Raw genomic sequence first — 16,610 nt, 5'->3', positions numbered from 1 at the left:
GGACGCCACATCGATAAAATAACAAGATGAAACTGGTCGAACGAAAAATCTACCTGGCCTCCAAAAGCCCGCGGCGCCGCGAACTGCTGCGCCAGATCGGCGTCGATTTCGAATTGATGCTGCTGCGCAGCGACGGGCCGCGCGGGCCGGACGTGACGGAAGAAGTGCTGGCGGACGAACCCGCCGAAACCTACGTGCGCCGCGTGGCGAACGAAAAGGCCGACGTCGCGCTCGACCTGTGCCGCCGGCGCCACCTGAAACCCCGCCCCGTGCTGACGGCCGACACCACGGTGGCGATCGATGGCGCCATCCTGGGCAAGCCGGCCGGCAAGGACGAGGCGGAAGCGATGCTGCGCCAGCTGTCGGGCCGCACGCACCAGGTGCTGACGACCGTGGCGGTGCGTACCCACGATTTTTCGGACAGCTTCACACAGGTGTCGCAGGTGCGCTTTGCAACGCTGAAGCCCGCCGACATCGCCGCCTACTGCGCCACCGCCGAGCCTTACGACAAGGCCGGCGGCTATGGCATCCAGGGCCTGGCCGCGATGTTCATCGAGCACATCGAAGGCAGCCATTCCGGCATAATGGGCCTGCCGCTGTTCGAAACGGCCGACCTGCTGCGCCGTGCCGGCCTGAGGCTGCCATGAGCGAAGATATCCTCATCAACATCACGCCGCAGGAAACGCGCGTGGCCCTGGTATTGCAGGGCGCCGTGCAGGAACTGCACATCGAGCGCACGCTCACGCGCGGCCTGGCAGGCAACGTCTACTCCGGCAAGGTGGTGCGCGTGCTGCCCGGCATGCAGTCGGCCTTCATCGACATCGGCCTGGAACGCGCCGCGTTCCTGCACGTGGCCGATATCTGGGAAGCCCGCCCGCACGACGGCACCAACGCCACGCCCACACCGATCGAAAAGCTGCTGTTCGACGGCCAGGTGCTGACCGTGCAGGTCATCAAGGACCCCATCGGCACGAAGGGCGCGCGCCTGTCGACGCAGATCTCGATCGCCGGCCGCATGCTCGTGTACCTGCCGCAGGATTCGCACATCGGCATTTCGCAGAAGATCGAGAAGGAGTCCGAGCGCGAGGCGCTGCGCACGCGCATGCAGGGCCTGCTGCCGAAGGAGGAAAAAGGCGGCTACATCGTGCGCACGCAGGCCGAGGATGCCGGCGACGGCGACCTGGCCGCCGATATCGAATACCTGCGCAAGACGTGGGCCACGATCACGCACGGCGCCCGCACGCGCCCGCCCACTTCGCTGCTGCACCAGGACCTGTCGCTGGCGCAGCGCGTGCTGCGCGACTTCGTGCACGACGAAACGGCCACGATCCAGGTCGACTCGCGCGAGAACTTCCTCGGCCTCACCGAGTTCGGCAAGACCTACACGCCCAGCGTGCTGCCGCGCATGCACCATTACACGGGCGAGCGCCCGCTGTTCGACCTGTATGGCGTGGAAGAGGAAATCCAGCGCGCGCTGGGCCGACGCGTGGACCTGAAATCGGGCGGCTACCTGATCGTCGACCAGACCGAGGCGATGACGACGATCGACGTCAACACGGGCGGCTTCGTGGGCGGGCGCAATTTCGCCGACACGATCTTCAAGACGAACCTGGAAGCGGCGCATGCGATCGCGCGCCAGCTGCGCCTGCGCAACCTGGGCGGCATCATCATCCTCGATTTCATCGACATGGAAAACGCCGAGCACCGCAATGCCGTGCTCTCGGAACTGAAGAAGGCACTGGCGCGAGACCGCACCAAGGTGTCCGTCAGCAGCTTCTCGGCACTGGGCCTGGTGGAAATGACGAGGAAGCGCACCCGCGAATCGCTGGCCCACATCCTGTGCGAGCCCTGCCCTGCCTGCAGCGGCAAGGGGCAGGTGAAAACGTCGCGCACGATCTGCTATGAAATCCTGCGCGAACTGCTGCGCGAAGCCAAGCAGTTCAACCCGCGCGAATTCCGCATCCTCGCTTCGCAGGAAGTCGTCGACATGTTCCTGGAAGAGGAATCGCAGCACCTGGCCATGCTGGGCGATTTCGTCGGCAAGAAGATTTCGCTGCAGGTGGAGACTTCGTATCACCAGGAGCAGTATGACGTTATTTTGATGTGATCGGTCCGGCCGGATGGCGCACCTGTGCAGGGAGCACCATCCGCATGCCGTGTCCCGCCGAGGCTGCACACGCACATCCTTCGTCGTGGACAAGACTGGGCAAGACACCGCAGCAGTGTAGTTCAGTCATGCTGTCGCTGCTATCATGTTTGTATCGACAACATTACCTGCACGACATGCCACTGGAATTTGAAGCCAACGCTGCCGGAACCGGTGCATTCGGCTACACGGAAGAGCGCTACGGCCCCCTGCTGGGCCAGTTCAACGACATTCTCGACCAGCATGAAACCGGCTGCCTGGACGACACGATCTATGTGGCGGTGCTGCAAGACCTGCTGGCACAGGCGCCCGATTTCATCGATGCCCATACCCAGCTTGCCTTCCACTGGCTTCGACTGGCCAATCCGGAAAAGGCACTCGATGTCGCGCTGCAGGGCCTCGCCCTGGCCAACCGCGCCATTCCCGCAGGCTATGCCGGGCGGATCGAGTGGGTCGATATCGACAACCGCGCCTACCTGCGGCTGACGCACGCGGCCGTGCTCGGCTACGTGCGCCTGCGCCGCCACGAGGATGCCGCGGCATTGTGCGAGCAGATGCTGCTGCGCAATCCGAACGACAACCAGGGCGTGCGCTACCTGCTGGGTTCGGAAGCCCTGCGTGCCGGCCAGCACGATCGTGCAATCGAGATTTTCGCGGCGCACGCGAATATCTTCTCGCCGTACTGGTATGACCTGGCGCTGGCCCACCTGCAATGCGGCCGTTTCGTGGCCGCCGCCACGGCGTTGCGCCATGGCTTTGCCGCCAATCCCTACATCGCCGAAATATTGGGCGGCAATCCCGCGCCCGCGCCGTTCGTGCTCTGGCACCCGGACGATACGACGCTGCCCGATGCCGCCCGGGAGTATGTGGCGATGTACGGCCAATCGTGGAGTGAGCGCCCCGATGGCAAGCCGTTCGTGCGCTGGCTGTTCAACCACCCGGAAGTGATGATCGAACGCGCATCGTTCATGGCCTGCCGGGAAGCGCTGCTGTGGGAAAACGACCAAGTCATTCGCGGTGAGATTCTGGCTCGCCTGGAAGAACTGGCCGACCGCATCGACGACAGCCTGTCCGCCGCGATCGTCGTGCAGCGGCAAGCGCTGGGCAGGCAGCTTGTCTGGCCGTGGCAACTGCAGCTCGATATCCTGCCCTGACCACACACCGTGACGGGGCGAAGCCATGCGGCCAATGAAGTGCCGGCTACGTCTCCCGCAAATTCGCATGGCGCATCACCCGATTGCGCCCCGTCGCCTTGGCCGCATACAGTGCCCGGTCGGCCTGTTCGACCAGCAGGGCCGCGTGGTCGACACCGCGGCGCGGCACGATGGCGGCGGCGCCGCCGCTGATCGTCACGAAGCCCAGCGGGCTGCCCGCATGGGGCAGGCGCAGCGCCGCCACGGCGTCGCGCATCCGCTCGGCCACCGCTTCGGTACCGGCAGCATCCGTGTGCGGCAGCAATACCGCCAGTTCCTCGCCGCCGTAGCGCGCGGCCAGGTCGCCGGCGCGCTTCGGCGTCTGCTGGCGGATCGCCCGTGCCACGGCGCGCAGGCAATCGTCGCCGGCACTGTGGCCGTAGCGGTCGTTGTAGGCCTTGAAATGGTCGACATCGATCATCGCCAGGCCCAGCGGCGCGCCCTGCCGCATTGCGCGGCTGAACTCGTTGCCGAGTGAAACGTCGAACTGGCGGCGGTTCGCCAGGCCCGTCAGGCCATCCTGCAGCGCCAGCTTTTCCAGCGTGACATTCAGCGACGCCAGCACGTCGCGTGCTTCGCGCAGCTCCTGTTCGGCCTGCAGCCGCTGGCGCATCTGCCGCACCAGCCGCTGCCCGAACAGCGCCAGCAGGCCGGCCAGCAGCAGCACGCCCGCCGTGCGCACCAGCGTGTCGCGCCACCAGTGCGCCAGCACCTCGTCCTTCGACAGCGCGGCTGTGACGAACAGCGGGTAGTGCTGCAGCGGCCGGTAGCTGTTCAGCCGCAACTGGCCGTCCTGCGTCGAACGGAATTCGCCGGCGCCGGCGCGGGCCACGCGCATGTACGCGTCGTACAGCGGCGTGCGGACAATGCTGATGCCGACGCTCTCCGACTTGAACGGCCGGCGCACCAGCATCGTGCCGTCATCGGCCAGCAGCGCCACGGCACCATTGTGGCCAATGTCGAAGCTGGCGTAGAAGCGGCGGAAGTACTCGATATCGATGGTGGCGAGCACCACGCCGCCGAAGCTGCCGTCGGGCTTGTCGATGCGGCGCGACAGGGGAATCACCCAGCGACCCGTCGACCGGCTGGCGACGGGCTTGCCGATGCGCGCGCCTGCATCCTTGTGCTGGCGGTGATACTGGAAATATTCGCGGTCGGCGTTGCTGGCCTCGCGATCCAGCCGGGGCCGCGAATTGACGATCCAGCGCCCGTCTTCATCGTAGAAGAACAGGCCGTTCAGCTGCGGCAGCGTGCGCACTTGCAAGACCATCAGCCGGTGCAGGCGCTGCAGCTGGGCGGGGCCGGTGCCATCGACCTCGATGCGCTCCTCCAGGTCGGCGAGGCTGGTATCGGCGGCGCGCAGCGTGTCGTCGGCCTGGCCGGCCATCGCCCGCGCCAGGTTGGTGGCATTGCGCTCGGTCTGCTCCAGCAATACCTTGCGGGCCAGCCAGCTGCGATTGAAGTCCAGCGCCACCAGCGCCACGCAGACCAGCGTGACGAACAGCGTGGTCCAGAACGTGACCGGCAGGCGCTTCATCGCCTTCCGCCCTGCTCTCAGGCCGCGGCGGGGGCCGGCAGCATCGGTTGCAGGGTATGCCAGACGGCGCCGGCGTCGAGCTTGCGCATGCAGTCGTGGTGGCCCAGCGGGCACTCGCGCTGCCGGCATGGCGAGCAGTCGAGGCGCAGCGACAGCGCCGCGGCCACGCTCGAGAACGGCGGCGCGTGGTCCGGATCCGTGGGGCCGTAGATAGCCACCACAGGGCGGTCCAGGCTCGAAGCCACGTGCAGCAGCCCCGAATCGTTGCTGACGACGGCGGCGGCATGGCCGATCAGCGCGACCGCTTCGGCCAGGCTCGTCTGGCCGGCGATGTTGAGCACGGATGCCGCGGCAGGCGTGCCGGCAACGGCCGCCACGATCTCGTCGCACACGGCGCGGTCCTTGGGCGAACCCAGCAATGCCACCTGGGCCGTGGGCCGGCTCGCCACGATGGCTTGCGCCAGTGCGGCGAAGTGTTCCGGCGGCCAGCGCTTGGCCGAGCCGAACTCGGCGCCCGGCGCGAACACCACCAGCATGCGCTCCGGTGCCAGGCCGGCCGTGGCGCAGGCGCCCGCCACCTGCTCCGGCGTTACCTGCAGCGCCGGCTTCGGTGCGGGCACCAGCGGCGCATCCGGCGCATTGGCCAGCGCCGCATAGAACGGCACCATCGGGCGCGGCGGCACGTCGTCGTGGTGCATCACGTTGATCAGGCCATACCGGCTCTCGCCCTTGTAGCCCACACGGCGGCGGATGCCGGCCAGCCAGGGAATCAGCGCATATTTCAGCGTGTTCGGCAGCACATAGGCCTCGGCATAGCCGCGCGCCTTCAACAGGCGCGCATAGCGCCAGCGTTCGCGCAGTTGCAGCGGGCCATGGCGGAACGGCGTCTGCAGCACTTCATCGACTTCGCGCATCTGGCGCCACACGGGCGCCACGGCCGGGGGTGCCAGCACATCGATCGGGCGGCCCGGGTGCAGCGCGCGCAGCCGTTGGAGCAGCGGCTGCGCCATGACGGCATCGCCGATCCAGTTGGGCGAGATCACCAGGATGCGTGGGGAGTTGGGCGACATCACGTTCCTTCGCGGGCGTTCAGGCACAGGCCCATGAGCATGAACAGCATCAGCGCATAGAACATCGCGCCGCGCACGGACCAGAAGATCACTTCCGTGAGGCCGAAACTGAAGTAGCTCAGCACGAGCAGCAGGCCGGCCAGCGCCGTGGCAACCAGCCCGTGCGGCGCCGACTTGTGCGAATGCAGCATGCGCAGGAAGAACAGGAACGGCAGCAGCAGCGTGCCGAACCAGCATAACAGGCCCGGCACGCCGCCGAACACGAGCGCCTGCAGGATATCGTTGTGGAAATGCTCGGCTTCCAGCACGAACGGCTGCAGCGTTCCGGCGGCGACCAGTTCCCCGAGCTCGGCCTTGATCTGTTCCTGGCTGCTCGGCAGCCATGGATGGCGCGCGGCCAGCAGCACGGCGCCCTTCCACAATTCCAGCCGCACACCCACGTTCGTGAAGGCGCTGCCGCCGGTGAAATAGGTTTCCACATCGTTCACGCCCTGGTCCAGGCGCTCGCTCATGCCGGTCTGCGGCACGAAATAGGCGCCCATCATCAGCACCGCCACCAGCGCGGCCGCCCCCTTGGCGAACTTGCCGCGCAGGAAATGGCCATACTTGAGGAACAGCAGCGCCGCGAACACGATCGCCACGAAGCCGCCGCGCGTGCCGGTGGCCAGCATGCCAACGAGGCCGGCAACGACGCCCAGCGCCGGCCAGAAGCGCTGCCGGCCGCGAAAATCGAGCACGCCGGCCAGGCACATGAGGCCCATGCACAGCACGATGTCGCCAAACGTGATCGCGTTCATCAGGCCGCCCGGCCGGTCGATGTGCAGCACCCAGCGCTGGTAGCCGACCACGCAGGCGCCGGCGACCGTGCCGCCGATCAGGCCCCACCACAATGCCTTGCGGCTGGGGCGGCAAGCGACCACGGCAATAAGCGCAGTGACGGCGAGCAGCATCCGGACGGGCTTTTCCCAGCTGCGCAGGTGGATATCGGGATGCAGCAGCACGGCAATCGCGGCAAACAGGCAGACGGCGCCAAAAGCTGTCAAAACACCGCGGATATCGTTAAGATGTCGCCGGAACTCCGGCAGGCCCTGCCTGTGGCACCAGATTGCCGCCAACAGGAAGCCAAAGCTGCACAGGCCCACGCCGGCATTGGTGATCAGCGTCAGGAAGGGCAGGAGGAAGACCAGGCAGGCAACGGTAAATGCGGTGACAGCGGAAACGGTGGAAACAGCGGCTACAGGGGCAACGTCGTCGGCTTGCCTGGCAATATTTTTATTCATCAATGTTCTTGTGGGGCGCGCCGACTACATGCAACCAGCGTCAAAAATTTCTGTCATTGTCACGACCTATAATCGCCCGGATGCGCTGGCGGCCGTGATCGAAGCCTGCTTTGCACAGGATGACCCGCATTTCGAAATCATTATCGCTGATGACGGCTCCACGAACAACACACGGGACTGCGTGGACGCGCTGCGCCCGCGCTCCCCGGTGCCGCTGCGGCACGTCTGGCAGCCGGACGAAGGCTTTCGCGCGGCACGCGCGCGCAACCTGGGCACACTGGCGGCCAGTGGCGACTATATCGTGTTCCTGGATGGCGACTGCATCCCCGCGAAGAATTTCGTGACGCAGCACCGCAAGCTGGCAAAGCCCGGCTTCATCGTTTCCGGCAGCCGCGTGCTGCTCTCCGAACAGTATACCCGCACGCTGCTCGATGCACGCATCGACCTGCAACGGCTTGGCGCGATCGAACGCCTGAAACTCAGGCTGGCCGGCCATTTCAACAAATTCCTGCAAACGGTGCTGGTGCTGCCGGACGTGGGCCGCGAGCGGCGCAAGTTCAGCTGGCGGCGTATCAAGAGCTGCAACCTGGCCGTGTGGCGCGCCGACCTGGATCGCGTCAACGGCTTCGACCAGAGTTTCACCGGCTGGGGCCATGAGGATTCCGACCTCGTGGTACGGCTGTTCAATGCGGGCGTGCTGCGCAAGGATGGCGCGTTTGCCACTGAGGTCTATCACCTGTGGCACCACGAAAACCGGCGCGACCAGGAAACGTCGAACCGCAAGGTGGTGCTGCAGCGTGCCGCGGATGGCACCACGCGGGCCACGACCGGCCTGCGCGAGCTGGCCGCCCTGGCCTGAAGGGAGAGGCGGGCCTGGGGAACTGGCGGTCTTCCACCCCCGGAGTACAATCGGCCCGGTATTGGCGGCATGTGCGGTACCGAACTGAGCTTGAGTGCGGGTACTGCCAAGCTGGCGACTTGAACGATGCAATACGCAACCAGCACCAAGCAACCAGTATTGAGCAACCACAAGGAGGAACCGCGATGCGCCTGGATATCTACCGACGACCCGAACACGATGGCATTTTTTCCTATCTGGCAGTGCCGGAAGGAAAGCCGATCCCACAGGAAGCGATCAATACCGACTGGGAACCGGAAGCCAAGGCACTGGAAGTCGACGATGACGCCGACACCCTGCCCGAGTTCCACATCGAGCACCTGCCCGAGCAGATCGGCACCAAGGGCTACGCGATCACTGGCCTGAAAGATATGTAAAGCCGAATCCGGCTCGCCGGATGCACGTGCGCCCGCTGTGCTGGCGCAACAGGAGGCCTGTCGCCCCGATCGGGGCGTTCCGCGGTGGTTATAACGGGGTTACAATTGCCAAGTTGGTAACTCCCGTTGTTCAACCCACCGCGACAGGGCCCGCCGTGATCCATTTCTTCCCCACCTACACGAAAGACGGCACGCGTTCGCCGTTCGCTCTTGGCTTGCAGGAACTCGGCGTCGACTACCGGCTGTTCGCGGACGACGTGCGTTTTCGCTACCACTCCCGGCTGAAACTGCTGCTGGTCGGCTGGCCGAAGCTGGCCTGGTTCGCACTGCGCGCCGGTATCCGTTCGCTGATCACGAGCCGCACGCACCCCGAGGCCGTGGTGCTGGGATCGGACATCGAAGTGCTGATCTTCGCCCCCTTGCGCGCCCTGTTCTCGCGCCGCACGCAGATCGTGCTGCTGGGCTTCATCCTCACGCCGCGCAAGCATCCGCTGCTGAACCGGCTGCGGCTGGCCTACTTCCGCTTCGTGATGCGCTTCGTGGACAAGGTGATCTGCCATTCGAAGAAGGAACGCGAGCGCTACCGGGAACTGTTCGCCAATGGCCGCACCGAGGTGTTCTACATTCCGCACGGTACCCACATCTACGGCCGCGAGGAGTTGCCGGCAGCATCGAACTCGCCGTACATCCTGACGGCCGGCCGCTCCGGCCGCGATTACGGCACGCTGTTCGCGGCGATGGCCGGCCTGCCGATCGACCTGCACGTGGTGTGCGACAACGACCAGCCCCTTGCCGGGCTCGCCATTCCGCCGAACGTGAAGGTGCTGCGCAACTGCTACGACGGCGATTACGTCGAGCAGCTCAAGAACGCGCGATTCGTGGTGGTGCCGCTGGGCGTGGCCGATATTTCCGCCGGCCAGATGGTGCTGCTGCAGGCGATGGCCTTCAACAAGGCCACCGTGATCACGCGCACGCTGACGGTCGAGGATTATGTCAGCGACGGCAACGAGGCCCTGCTGGTACCGCAGGGCGACGCCGGCGCGATGCGCACGGCCATCGCGCGCCTGCTGGACGACGCGCCCTACGCGGCGGAAATGGCCGACCGGGCGCTCGATGCGTTCGACAGCCGGTTCGACATGAAGGCGTTCGTGCGCAATCTGGTGGCCGCGGTGCGCGCGCCGCGGGCCAGCCAGGCCTGATCAGCGGCCAGACTGAACAGGAAATCCCTCTCGAGCAGGCAACTCGACGATGGAGACAAATCCAAATTCATTTCCCAGAAAACAGGGTCCGTCCCTATTTTTTAGGTCCGTCCCTGTTTTTCGGGTTCGTCCCTGTTCTCAGTATTCGACCGCCACTTCCCTTGCTCCCAGCACCTGTTCCAGCGCCAGCGTCAGTTCGTCCGATGGCGCCACGCGCCAGTCGTCGCCCAGTTGCAGCGTGCAGTCGATGCCCTGCGGCCGGATGCGCATCTGCACCGGCAAGCCATAATCGTCGCGGTGCGGCGCCAGCACCTCCTGCAGTTTCGCCGGCGGCACGGCCGCGGGCAGCAGCCAGCCCATCTGCCGGCCGAACTGCAGGCGCGCGGAGACAATGTCATACACCTTCTCGGCCGAGATGCGCAGGCCCCCCGTGAAGCGGTCTTCCGACACCTTGCCGGTCACGGCCAGGAACTCGTCTTCCTTGAACGCCTTCTTGTTGGCCTCGAAGATCTCGTTGTAGACGGTGACTTCGACCACGGCGCTCTTGTCGTCCAGCGACACGATGAGGATCTTGCCGCGCTGTGTCATCTGCGTGCGGATGCCGGTGATCACGCCGCACATCATGCGTGGTTCGCGCGACGGTTCCAGTTCGGCGAGCTTGGTGCGGGCAAAGCGCCGGGCCTCGGCCGCATACGAATCGAACATGTGGCCGGACAAATAAAAGCCCAGCGCGATCTTTTCCTCGGCCAGCTTCTGGCGGTCGGTCCACGCGGTGGCCTGCACGTATTCCGGTGGCGCGACCAGGTCGCTGTCGTCGCCACCGAACAGGCTGACCTGGTTGGCGGCCTTCAGTTCCTGCTCGGCGCATTCCATGGCGAACCCCACCGAGGCAAACAGCACGGAGCGCTCCACCCCAAGCGAGTCGAACGCGCCGGAACGGATCAGGGCTTCGATCGTGCGGCGGTTGATCTGGCGCTTGTCCACGCGCTTGCAGAAGTCGAACAGGCTCTTGAACGGTCCATCGGCTTCGCGCGCGGCGATGATCGCCTCGATGGCATTCTGGCCGGCGCCCTTCACGCCGCCCAGGCCATAGCGGATCGCCGTGACCTTCTTGCCGGTGACGGAACGCGGCTGGCCATCCGGGCGGAAGCGGTAGGCCGACAGGTTCACGTCCGGCGGCAGGATCGTCAGGCCGCACACCTCGATCGAATCCTCGACGAGGATCTTGACCTTTTCCGTGTCGTCCATCGTCAGCGACATGTTGGCCGCCATGAACGCGGCCGTATGGTGCTGCTTCAGGTACGCGGTGTGATACGACAGCAGCGCGTAGGCGGCGGCGTGCGACTTGTTGAAGCCGTAGCCCGCGAACTTCTCCATCAGGTCGAAGATCTCGTCGGCCTTCTCGGTGGTCAGCCCCCGTTCGCCGGCACCCTTGCGGAAGATCTCGCGGTGCTCGGCCATCTCCTCGGCCTTCTTCTTGCCCATCGCGCGGCGCAGCATGTCCGCGCCGCCCAGCGAGTAGCCGCCGATGATCTGCGCCATCTGCATCACCTGCTCCTGGTAGACCATGATGCCGTAGGTCTCGGACAGGATGCCTTCCGTGCGCGGGTCCGGATAGTCGAATTTCTCGCCGTGTTTCCGTTTGCAGAAATCGGGGATCAGGTCCATCGGGCCCGGGCGGTACAGCGCCACCAGCGCGATGATGTCCTCGAAGCGGTCGGGGCGCGCATCCTTGAGCATGCCCTGCATGCCGCGCGACTCCAGCTGGAACACGGCCACCGTCTTGGCCTTGGTCAGCAGGTCATAGGAACCGCGGTCGTCCAGCGGCAGCGACTCCAGGTTGAAGTCCTTGTCGGCCGGATCCAGCTCGCGGATGTAGTTCACGGCGCGGTCGAGGATCGTCAGCGTGGTCAGGCCCAGGAAGTCGAACTTCACCAGGCCCACGGCTTCCACGTCATCCTTGTCGTACTGCGAGACCACGCCCGTGTCGCCGGACTGCGTGTACAGCGGGCAGAAATCGGTCAGCTTGCCCGGCGCGATCAGCACGCCGCCGGCGTGCATGCCGATGCCGCGCGTGATGCCTTCGACCTGCTGCGCCAGGTCCAGCAGCTGCTTCACCTCCTCCTCGTTCTCGAGGCGCTCCTTGAGCAGCGGTTCCTCCTCGATCGCCTCGGCGATCGTCACCGGCTTGCCCGGCTTGAACGGGATCAGCTTGGAGATGCCGTCGCAGAAGTTGTAGCCGAAGTCCAGCACGCGGCCCACGTCGCGGATCGCGCCTTTCGCCGCCATGGTGCCGAAGGTGGCGATCTGCGATACGGCGTCGCGGCCATACAGGTCCTTCACGTGCTGGATCACCAGTTCGCGCTTTTCCTGGCAAAAGTCGATGTCGAAGTCGGGCATCGATACCCGTTCCGGGTTCAGGAAGCGCTCGAACAGCAGGTTGTACTTGAGCGGATCGAGGTCGGTGATCTTCAGCGCATAGGCCACCAGGGAGCCCGCGCCCGAGCCCCGGCCCGGACCGATCGGCACGCCGTTGTTCTTGCCCCACTGGATGAACTCCGCCACGATCAGGAAGTAACCGGGGAACTTCATGTTGATGATCGTGTTGTTCTCGAACGCCAGCCGCTCCTCGTAGCGCGGGCGCATCTTCTCGCGGTACACCGGGTCCGGGAACAACTGCACCAGGCGCTCTTCCAGGCCCTTCTTCGTTTCGGCGACGAGGAATTCGTCGATCGTCATGCCCGGCGTGGGGAAGTTCGGCAACTGCGGCTTGCCCAGCGTGAGCGTGACGTTGCAGCGTTTGGCGATTTCCACGGAGTTGGCCAGCGCGGCCGGCAAGTCTTCGAACAGGATCGCCATTTCTTCCTGCGTCAGGAAGCGCATCTGCTCGTTGAAGCGCTTCGGCCGTTTCGCGTTGGCGATCATTTCGCCTTCGGCGATACAGATACGGGCTTCGTGCGCGATGAATTCATGCTCGGACATGAACTGCACCGGGTGCGTGGCCACCACCGGCAGGTGCAGCCTGGCGGCCAGCGCCACGGACTGGCGCACCTGGGCCTCCTGGTTCGGCTGGCCGGCACGCTGGATCTCGATATAGAAATGTCCGGGGAAGATGGCCGACCATTTACGGGCGTGCTTCTCGGCCAGCTCCAGGTTGCCGTTGTCGATCGCGCAGCCGATATCGCCGAACTGCGCGCCGGACAGCGCGATCAGGCCATTGGCGCCGCTCTCCCCGGGCATCACGTCATACGACTGGTCCTTCAGCGCTTCGAGCCACTCGGTGCGCAGCTCGGCGCGGCCCTTGTACTGGTTCGTCAGCCATGCCATGGACAGCAGTTCGCACAGCTGCAGGTAGCCCACGCGGTTCTTCGCCAGCAGCAGCAGGCGGCACGGTTTTTCGCGGTTGTCGTCGTTGGTGATCCACACGTCGCAGCCGATCACGGGCTTGACGCCCTTGCCGCGCGCGGTCTTGTAGAACTTGACCATGCCGAACAGGTTCGACAGGTCGGTGATGGCCAGCGCGCCCTGCTTGTCCTTCATGGCGGCCTTGACCAGGTCGTCGATGCGCACCAGGCCGTCGACGATCGAGTATTCCGAGTGCACCCGCAGGTGGACGAAATCCGGGCCTGGCGGCGTGGCGGGTTCGTCGGGGAGGATGACGGATTGGTCGAGGATGCTGGTGCTCATGAGGCTCACGGAATGGGACGGCGGAAGGTGCTATTTTACAGGGGGCGCGGACATGGCGATAGCGGGCGCCGGCCTTCGCGCAGCATCGCCATGAAAGAATACAGGCCCGAAGCCGGGCCTGCCGTCAGAACGAGAAGCCGGCGGTATTGCGGCGCAGGTCGGCCTCGACCATCATCTGGCACAGCTCTTCCAGCGTGGTCTTCGGCTCCCAGCCCAGTGCCGTTTTCGCCTTGGTGGCGTCGCCGATCAGCAGTTCCACCTCGGCCGGCCGGTAGAATTTCGGGCTGATGCGCACCAGCGTCTTGCCGGTCTGCGCATCGTGGCCCGTTTCGGTTTCGCCGCTGCCCTGCCATTCGATCGCGATGTCGACGGCCTTGAACGCCATCGTCACGAAATCGCGCACGGTCTCGGTGCGGTTCGTCGCCAGCACGTAGGTATCGGGCTGGTCGGCCTGCAGGATGCGCCACATGCCTTCCACGTATTCCTTGGCGAAGCCCCAGTCGCGCTTGGCGTCCAGGTTGCCCAGCTCGAGCACTTCCAGCTTGCCCAGCTTGATCTTGGCGACCGAATCGGTGATCTTGCGGGTGACGAATTCGCGGCCGCGCAGCGGCGACTCATGGTTGAACAGGATGCCGGACGAACCGAAGATGCCATACGACTCGCGGTAGTTGACGGTCATCCAGTGCGCGTACAGCTTGGCCACGCCATACGGGCTGCGCGGGTAGAACGGCGTGTCTTCCTTTTGCGGGATCGCCTGCACCTTGCCGAACATTTCCGACGTGGACGCCTGGTAGAAGCGGATCTTCGGATCGACGATGCGGATCGCCTCGAGCAGGTTGACGGCGCCGATGCCGGTGATCTCGGCCGTCGTTACCGGCTGTTCGAACGACACGCCGACGAAGCTCTGCGCCGCCAGGTTATAGATCTCGTGGAACTGGCCCTTCTGCAGCAGGCGGATCGACGACGACAGGTCGGTCAGGTCGTGTTCGACCAGGTGCAGGTTCGGGTGATCCTGGATGCCCAGTTCCTCGATGCGCCAGAAATTGACGGAACTGGTGCGGCGGAACGTGCCGGTGACTTCGTAACCCTTCTCGAGCAGCAGTTGCGCCAGGTAGGCGCCATCCTGACCAGAGATGCCTGTAACCAGGGCGCGTTTCGTGTTTTTCATGAAGATTCTGGATTCAAGGGAGCGAATGGAAAGCCGAAAATTATAGCGGATATGCCAACGTACGGAACATGCCGGACAGGCGGCAGGACACCCGGCTACCTTCCTGCACGCTGCTGGCCTGCAAGCCTCAGGCCTGCTGTCATGTTTTCATTTCACAACTGAAGATAACTGTCGGAAAATTTTACAGTTCAGTTCCCACGCAGCGCAGCCGGCTCAACCATAGCATTGATTTTTCTCAATATTTTACAGCTGGCATCATGCTTGCTTAAGTGTTGGTAACCAACCAACAGGAGCAGTCGTGCGAACCATCCTCAAGAATATTTTCATCACCGGTGGCTTGCTGCTGGGCTTGCAGACGGCGGCACAGGCCGGCCCGCTCCTCGTTGTGTCCAATGGCATCCTCATGGGCGCGCAGGGCGTGGAATACGATGGTCACCAATATAACGTGTCGTTCTCCGACAGCCGCCCCACGACGGGCAATATGGCGTTCAGCAGCTTCACGCAAAGCTGGGGCGCCGCAGAGTCGCTTTATAACGTGTTCCAGGGCGTGTACGACACGAACCCGGCCCGCACGAACGGCTGCTCGAATTCGATCAGCTGCCTGGTGGTCACCGCCTACGACATCAGCTGGCTCGGCGTGACCGGCGTGGGGTATACCAATACGATCAGCAGCTACATCGACCCGGTCGTTCCGTTCTTGGTGGTGGGCAATGCGGCGAACCAGTCGGGCGTCACTTATGCGCACTGGTCGCGGCAACCGGAACGGCAGGTCGTGCCCGAGCCGTCCACCCTGCTGCTGTCGGGTCTTGGCCTGGCCGCGCTGGCGGTGCATCGCAAGCGTCGCGCCGGCACGAACGCATAACGGCGCCCAGGCAACCCGGTGCGTCATGTAGCCCGGGTTTCGGCATCCGGCCGCCGATCCTTTGCTCCAACCGGTTCCTGCGCGAGAGTCGCATCGCTCGCGGCGCCATAACGGCGCCGCATACGCAGGAACGGTTCCTCGATCGCGCTGAAGCTCAGCGCCGCCACCGCCCAGGTGATGGCATAAACACCGCCCCCCAGCAGCAGCGCATCGGCCAGCGTATTCCCGGTGATGTGCGGCAGCCCCACCTGCTTGCCCACCAGATGGATGACGGCGGCATGCAGCAGGTAGAACGAAAAACTCACTTTGCCGCCATGGCACAGCGCTGCTTCCAGCCAGCGCGGCAGTCCGTGCCGCATCGATACCCACGCAACGATGAGGAACGCCCACACGGCGCTCTCCTGGAGCGACCAGGTAATCCAGAACGCCGAACGCTGCGCCGGATCGAAGGGTGCCACGCCAGCCTGCAGTGCGCTGTTGCCCACCGCCAGCAGCAATGCCACGGGCGCCAGCCAGGCGGCATGCCGCACCAGGAAGCGCTCGCAGCGCGGATAGAATACGGCGGCAAGCATGCCAACCAGGAACTGGTCGAAACGGCCGACGAAAGTGCTGAAATACATCAGCGTGCTGCGTTCGTTCTCCGCAAACACGAACAGCTTGAACAGGGCCATCAGCGCCAGCAGCTTGAACAGGTAGCGCGCGCCCTGTTCGAGCGTGAAGCGGGCCAGGAAGGGGAACATCAGGTAGAACATGAATTCCAGCGAGATGCACCATGCCGCGCCCGTTACCACGCTGCCGGAAGTGGGCGAGTTGCCCAGGTTGGTGGCAAGGATATAGAGCAGATCCTGCGGCTGGAAGCGGTCGCGCCCGATCGAGATGGCGAGCAGGAAGATCACCAGGAACAGCGGGAAGATGCGCAGCAGGCGGTTGCGCAGGAAATCGCGGTACACGATCTGCCCCTGCCGCTGTGCGATCCGCATGAACAGGAAGCCGGACAACGTGAAAAACAGGCCCACCCCGGTATGCCCCTCGGTGACGATGCCCCACCAGGGGCCCGCCAGCCGGGTGCCGCCGGAGACAGCATATTCGTTACTGAAGTGGAACAGGAAGACGATCAGTGCGGCCAGCCAGCGCAGCTGGTCGATGCGCGGGTCGTAGCCGATATTGAGTGATTTCATGCAGATCGGGCCGGC

General features: G+C 64.8%; 13 protein-coding genes. 7 read left to right on the top strand and 6 right to left on the bottom strand.

All coding sequences use genetic code 11. The features are described from left to right. Positions 1–26: 26 nt before the first annotated feature. From ACY65G_RS16105 to ACY65G_RS16095, 3 genes are all read left to right on the top strand, one after another. Positions 27–647, top strand: a complete 621-nt coding sequence (locus ACY65G_RS16105; RefSeq protein ID WP_464998324.1) for a Maf family protein — start codon at positions 27–29, stop codon at positions 645–647. Next, positions 644–2,107 (top strand): ribonuclease G, encoded by a 1,464-nt coding sequence (rng, locus tag ACY65G_RS16100; protein ID WP_464998323.1) that lies wholly within the window; start codon positions 644–646, stop codon positions 2,105–2,107. The genes ACY65G_RS16105 and rng overlap by 4 nt, the downstream gene beginning before the upstream one ends. Positions 2,108–2,283: 176 nt before the next feature. Then, the gene (locus ACY65G_RS16095) at positions 2,284–3,300 is read left to right on the top strand and encodes a hypothetical protein (RefSeq protein ID WP_464998322.1); all 1,017 of its coding nucleotides are present in this window, start codon (positions 2,284–2,286) and stop codon (positions 3,298–3,300) included. A gap of 46 nt (positions 3,301–3,346) precedes the next feature. On the opposite strand, the gene ACY65G_RS16090 is transcribed toward ACY65G_RS16095, so the two are convergent. Genes ACY65G_RS16090 through ACY65G_RS16080 form a run of 3 tightly spaced genes read right to left on the bottom strand, consistent with a single transcriptional unit; the run spans position 3,347 to position 7,226 of the window. Beyond that, the gene (locus ACY65G_RS16090; RefSeq protein ID WP_464998321.1) at positions 3,347–4,876 is read right to left on the bottom strand and encodes a GGDEF domain-containing protein; all 1,530 of its coding nucleotides are present in this window, start codon (positions 4,874–4,876) and stop codon (positions 3,347–3,349) included. 17 nt (positions 4,877–4,893) lie between these two features. Continuing rightward, the gene (gene waaF / locus ACY65G_RS16085) at positions 4,894–5,946 is read right to left on the bottom strand and encodes a lipopolysaccharide heptosyltransferase II (protein WP_464998320.1); all 1,053 of its coding nucleotides are present in this window, start codon (positions 5,944–5,946) and stop codon (positions 4,894–4,896) included. After that, a complete protein-coding gene (locus tag ACY65G_RS16080; protein WP_464998319.1) occupies positions 5,946–7,226 on the bottom strand; it encodes an O-antigen ligase family protein in 1,281 nt (426 codons plus the stop codon). The genes waaF and ACY65G_RS16080 overlap by 1 nt, the downstream gene beginning before the upstream one ends. Positions 7,227–7,254: 28 nt before the next feature. Here ACY65G_RS16080 and ACY65G_RS16075 point away from each other — a divergent pair, with 28 nt between their 5' ends. The 3 genes from ACY65G_RS16075 (at position 7,255) to ACY65G_RS16065 (ending at position 9,700) form a co-directional block, all read left to right on the top strand. Then, positions 7,255–8,085 (top strand): glycosyltransferase family 2 protein, encoded by an 831-nt coding sequence (locus ACY65G_RS16075; RefSeq protein WP_464998318.1) that lies wholly within the window; start codon positions 7,255–7,257, stop codon positions 8,083–8,085. 185 nt (positions 8,086–8,270) lie between these two features. Continuing rightward, positions 8,271–8,501 carry a DUF6139 family protein gene (locus tag ACY65G_RS16070; RefSeq protein ID WP_130187740.1) on the top strand — a complete coding sequence of 77 codons (231 nt, stop codon included), beginning with the start codon at positions 8,271–8,273 and terminating at the stop codon, positions 8,499–8,501. Positions 8,502–8,656: 155 nt separating this feature from the next. Next, on the top strand, positions 8,657–9,700 hold the full coding sequence (locus ACY65G_RS16065; protein ID WP_464998317.1) for a glycosyltransferase family 4 protein: 1,044 nt from the start codon (positions 8,657–8,659) through the stop codon (positions 9,698–9,700). 138 nt (positions 9,701–9,838) lie between these two features. Here ACY65G_RS16065 and dnaE read toward each other — a convergent pair whose 3' ends face one another. Both dnaE and gmd read right to left on the bottom strand, forming a co-directional pair. Next, complete coding sequence (gene dnaE / locus ACY65G_RS16060; protein WP_464998316.1) at positions 9,839–13,387, bottom strand: DNA polymerase III subunit alpha; 3,549 nt, start codon at positions 13,385–13,387, stop codon at positions 9,839–9,841. A 124-nt stretch (positions 13,388–13,511) separates the two neighbouring features. Beyond that, positions 13,512–14,555, bottom strand: a complete 1,044-nt coding sequence (gmd, locus tag ACY65G_RS16055) for a GDP-mannose 4,6-dehydratase (protein WP_464998315.1) — start codon at positions 14,553–14,555, stop codon at positions 13,512–13,514. Between the two features lie 298 nt (positions 14,556–14,853). Between gmd and ACY65G_RS16050 the strand changes: the two genes are divergently transcribed. Beyond that, on the top strand, positions 14,854–15,417 hold the full coding sequence (locus ACY65G_RS16050; protein WP_464998314.1) for a PEP-CTERM sorting domain-containing protein: 564 nt from the start codon (positions 14,854–14,856) through the stop codon (positions 15,415–15,417). 23 nt (positions 15,418–15,440) lie between these two features. Here ACY65G_RS16050 and ACY65G_RS16045 read toward each other — a convergent pair whose 3' ends face one another. After that, a complete protein-coding gene (locus tag ACY65G_RS16045; RefSeq protein ID WP_464998313.1) occupies positions 15,441–16,595 on the bottom strand; it encodes an acyltransferase family protein in 1,155 nt (384 codons plus the stop codon). Positions 16,596–16,610: the final 15 nt, after the last annotated feature.

The sequence above is a fragment of the Pseudoduganella sp. jia 12 genome, from assembly GCF_055502675.1.
Note: the sequence above shows the minus strand (reverse complement) of the source record. Positions and strands in the feature narration are given on the sequence as shown.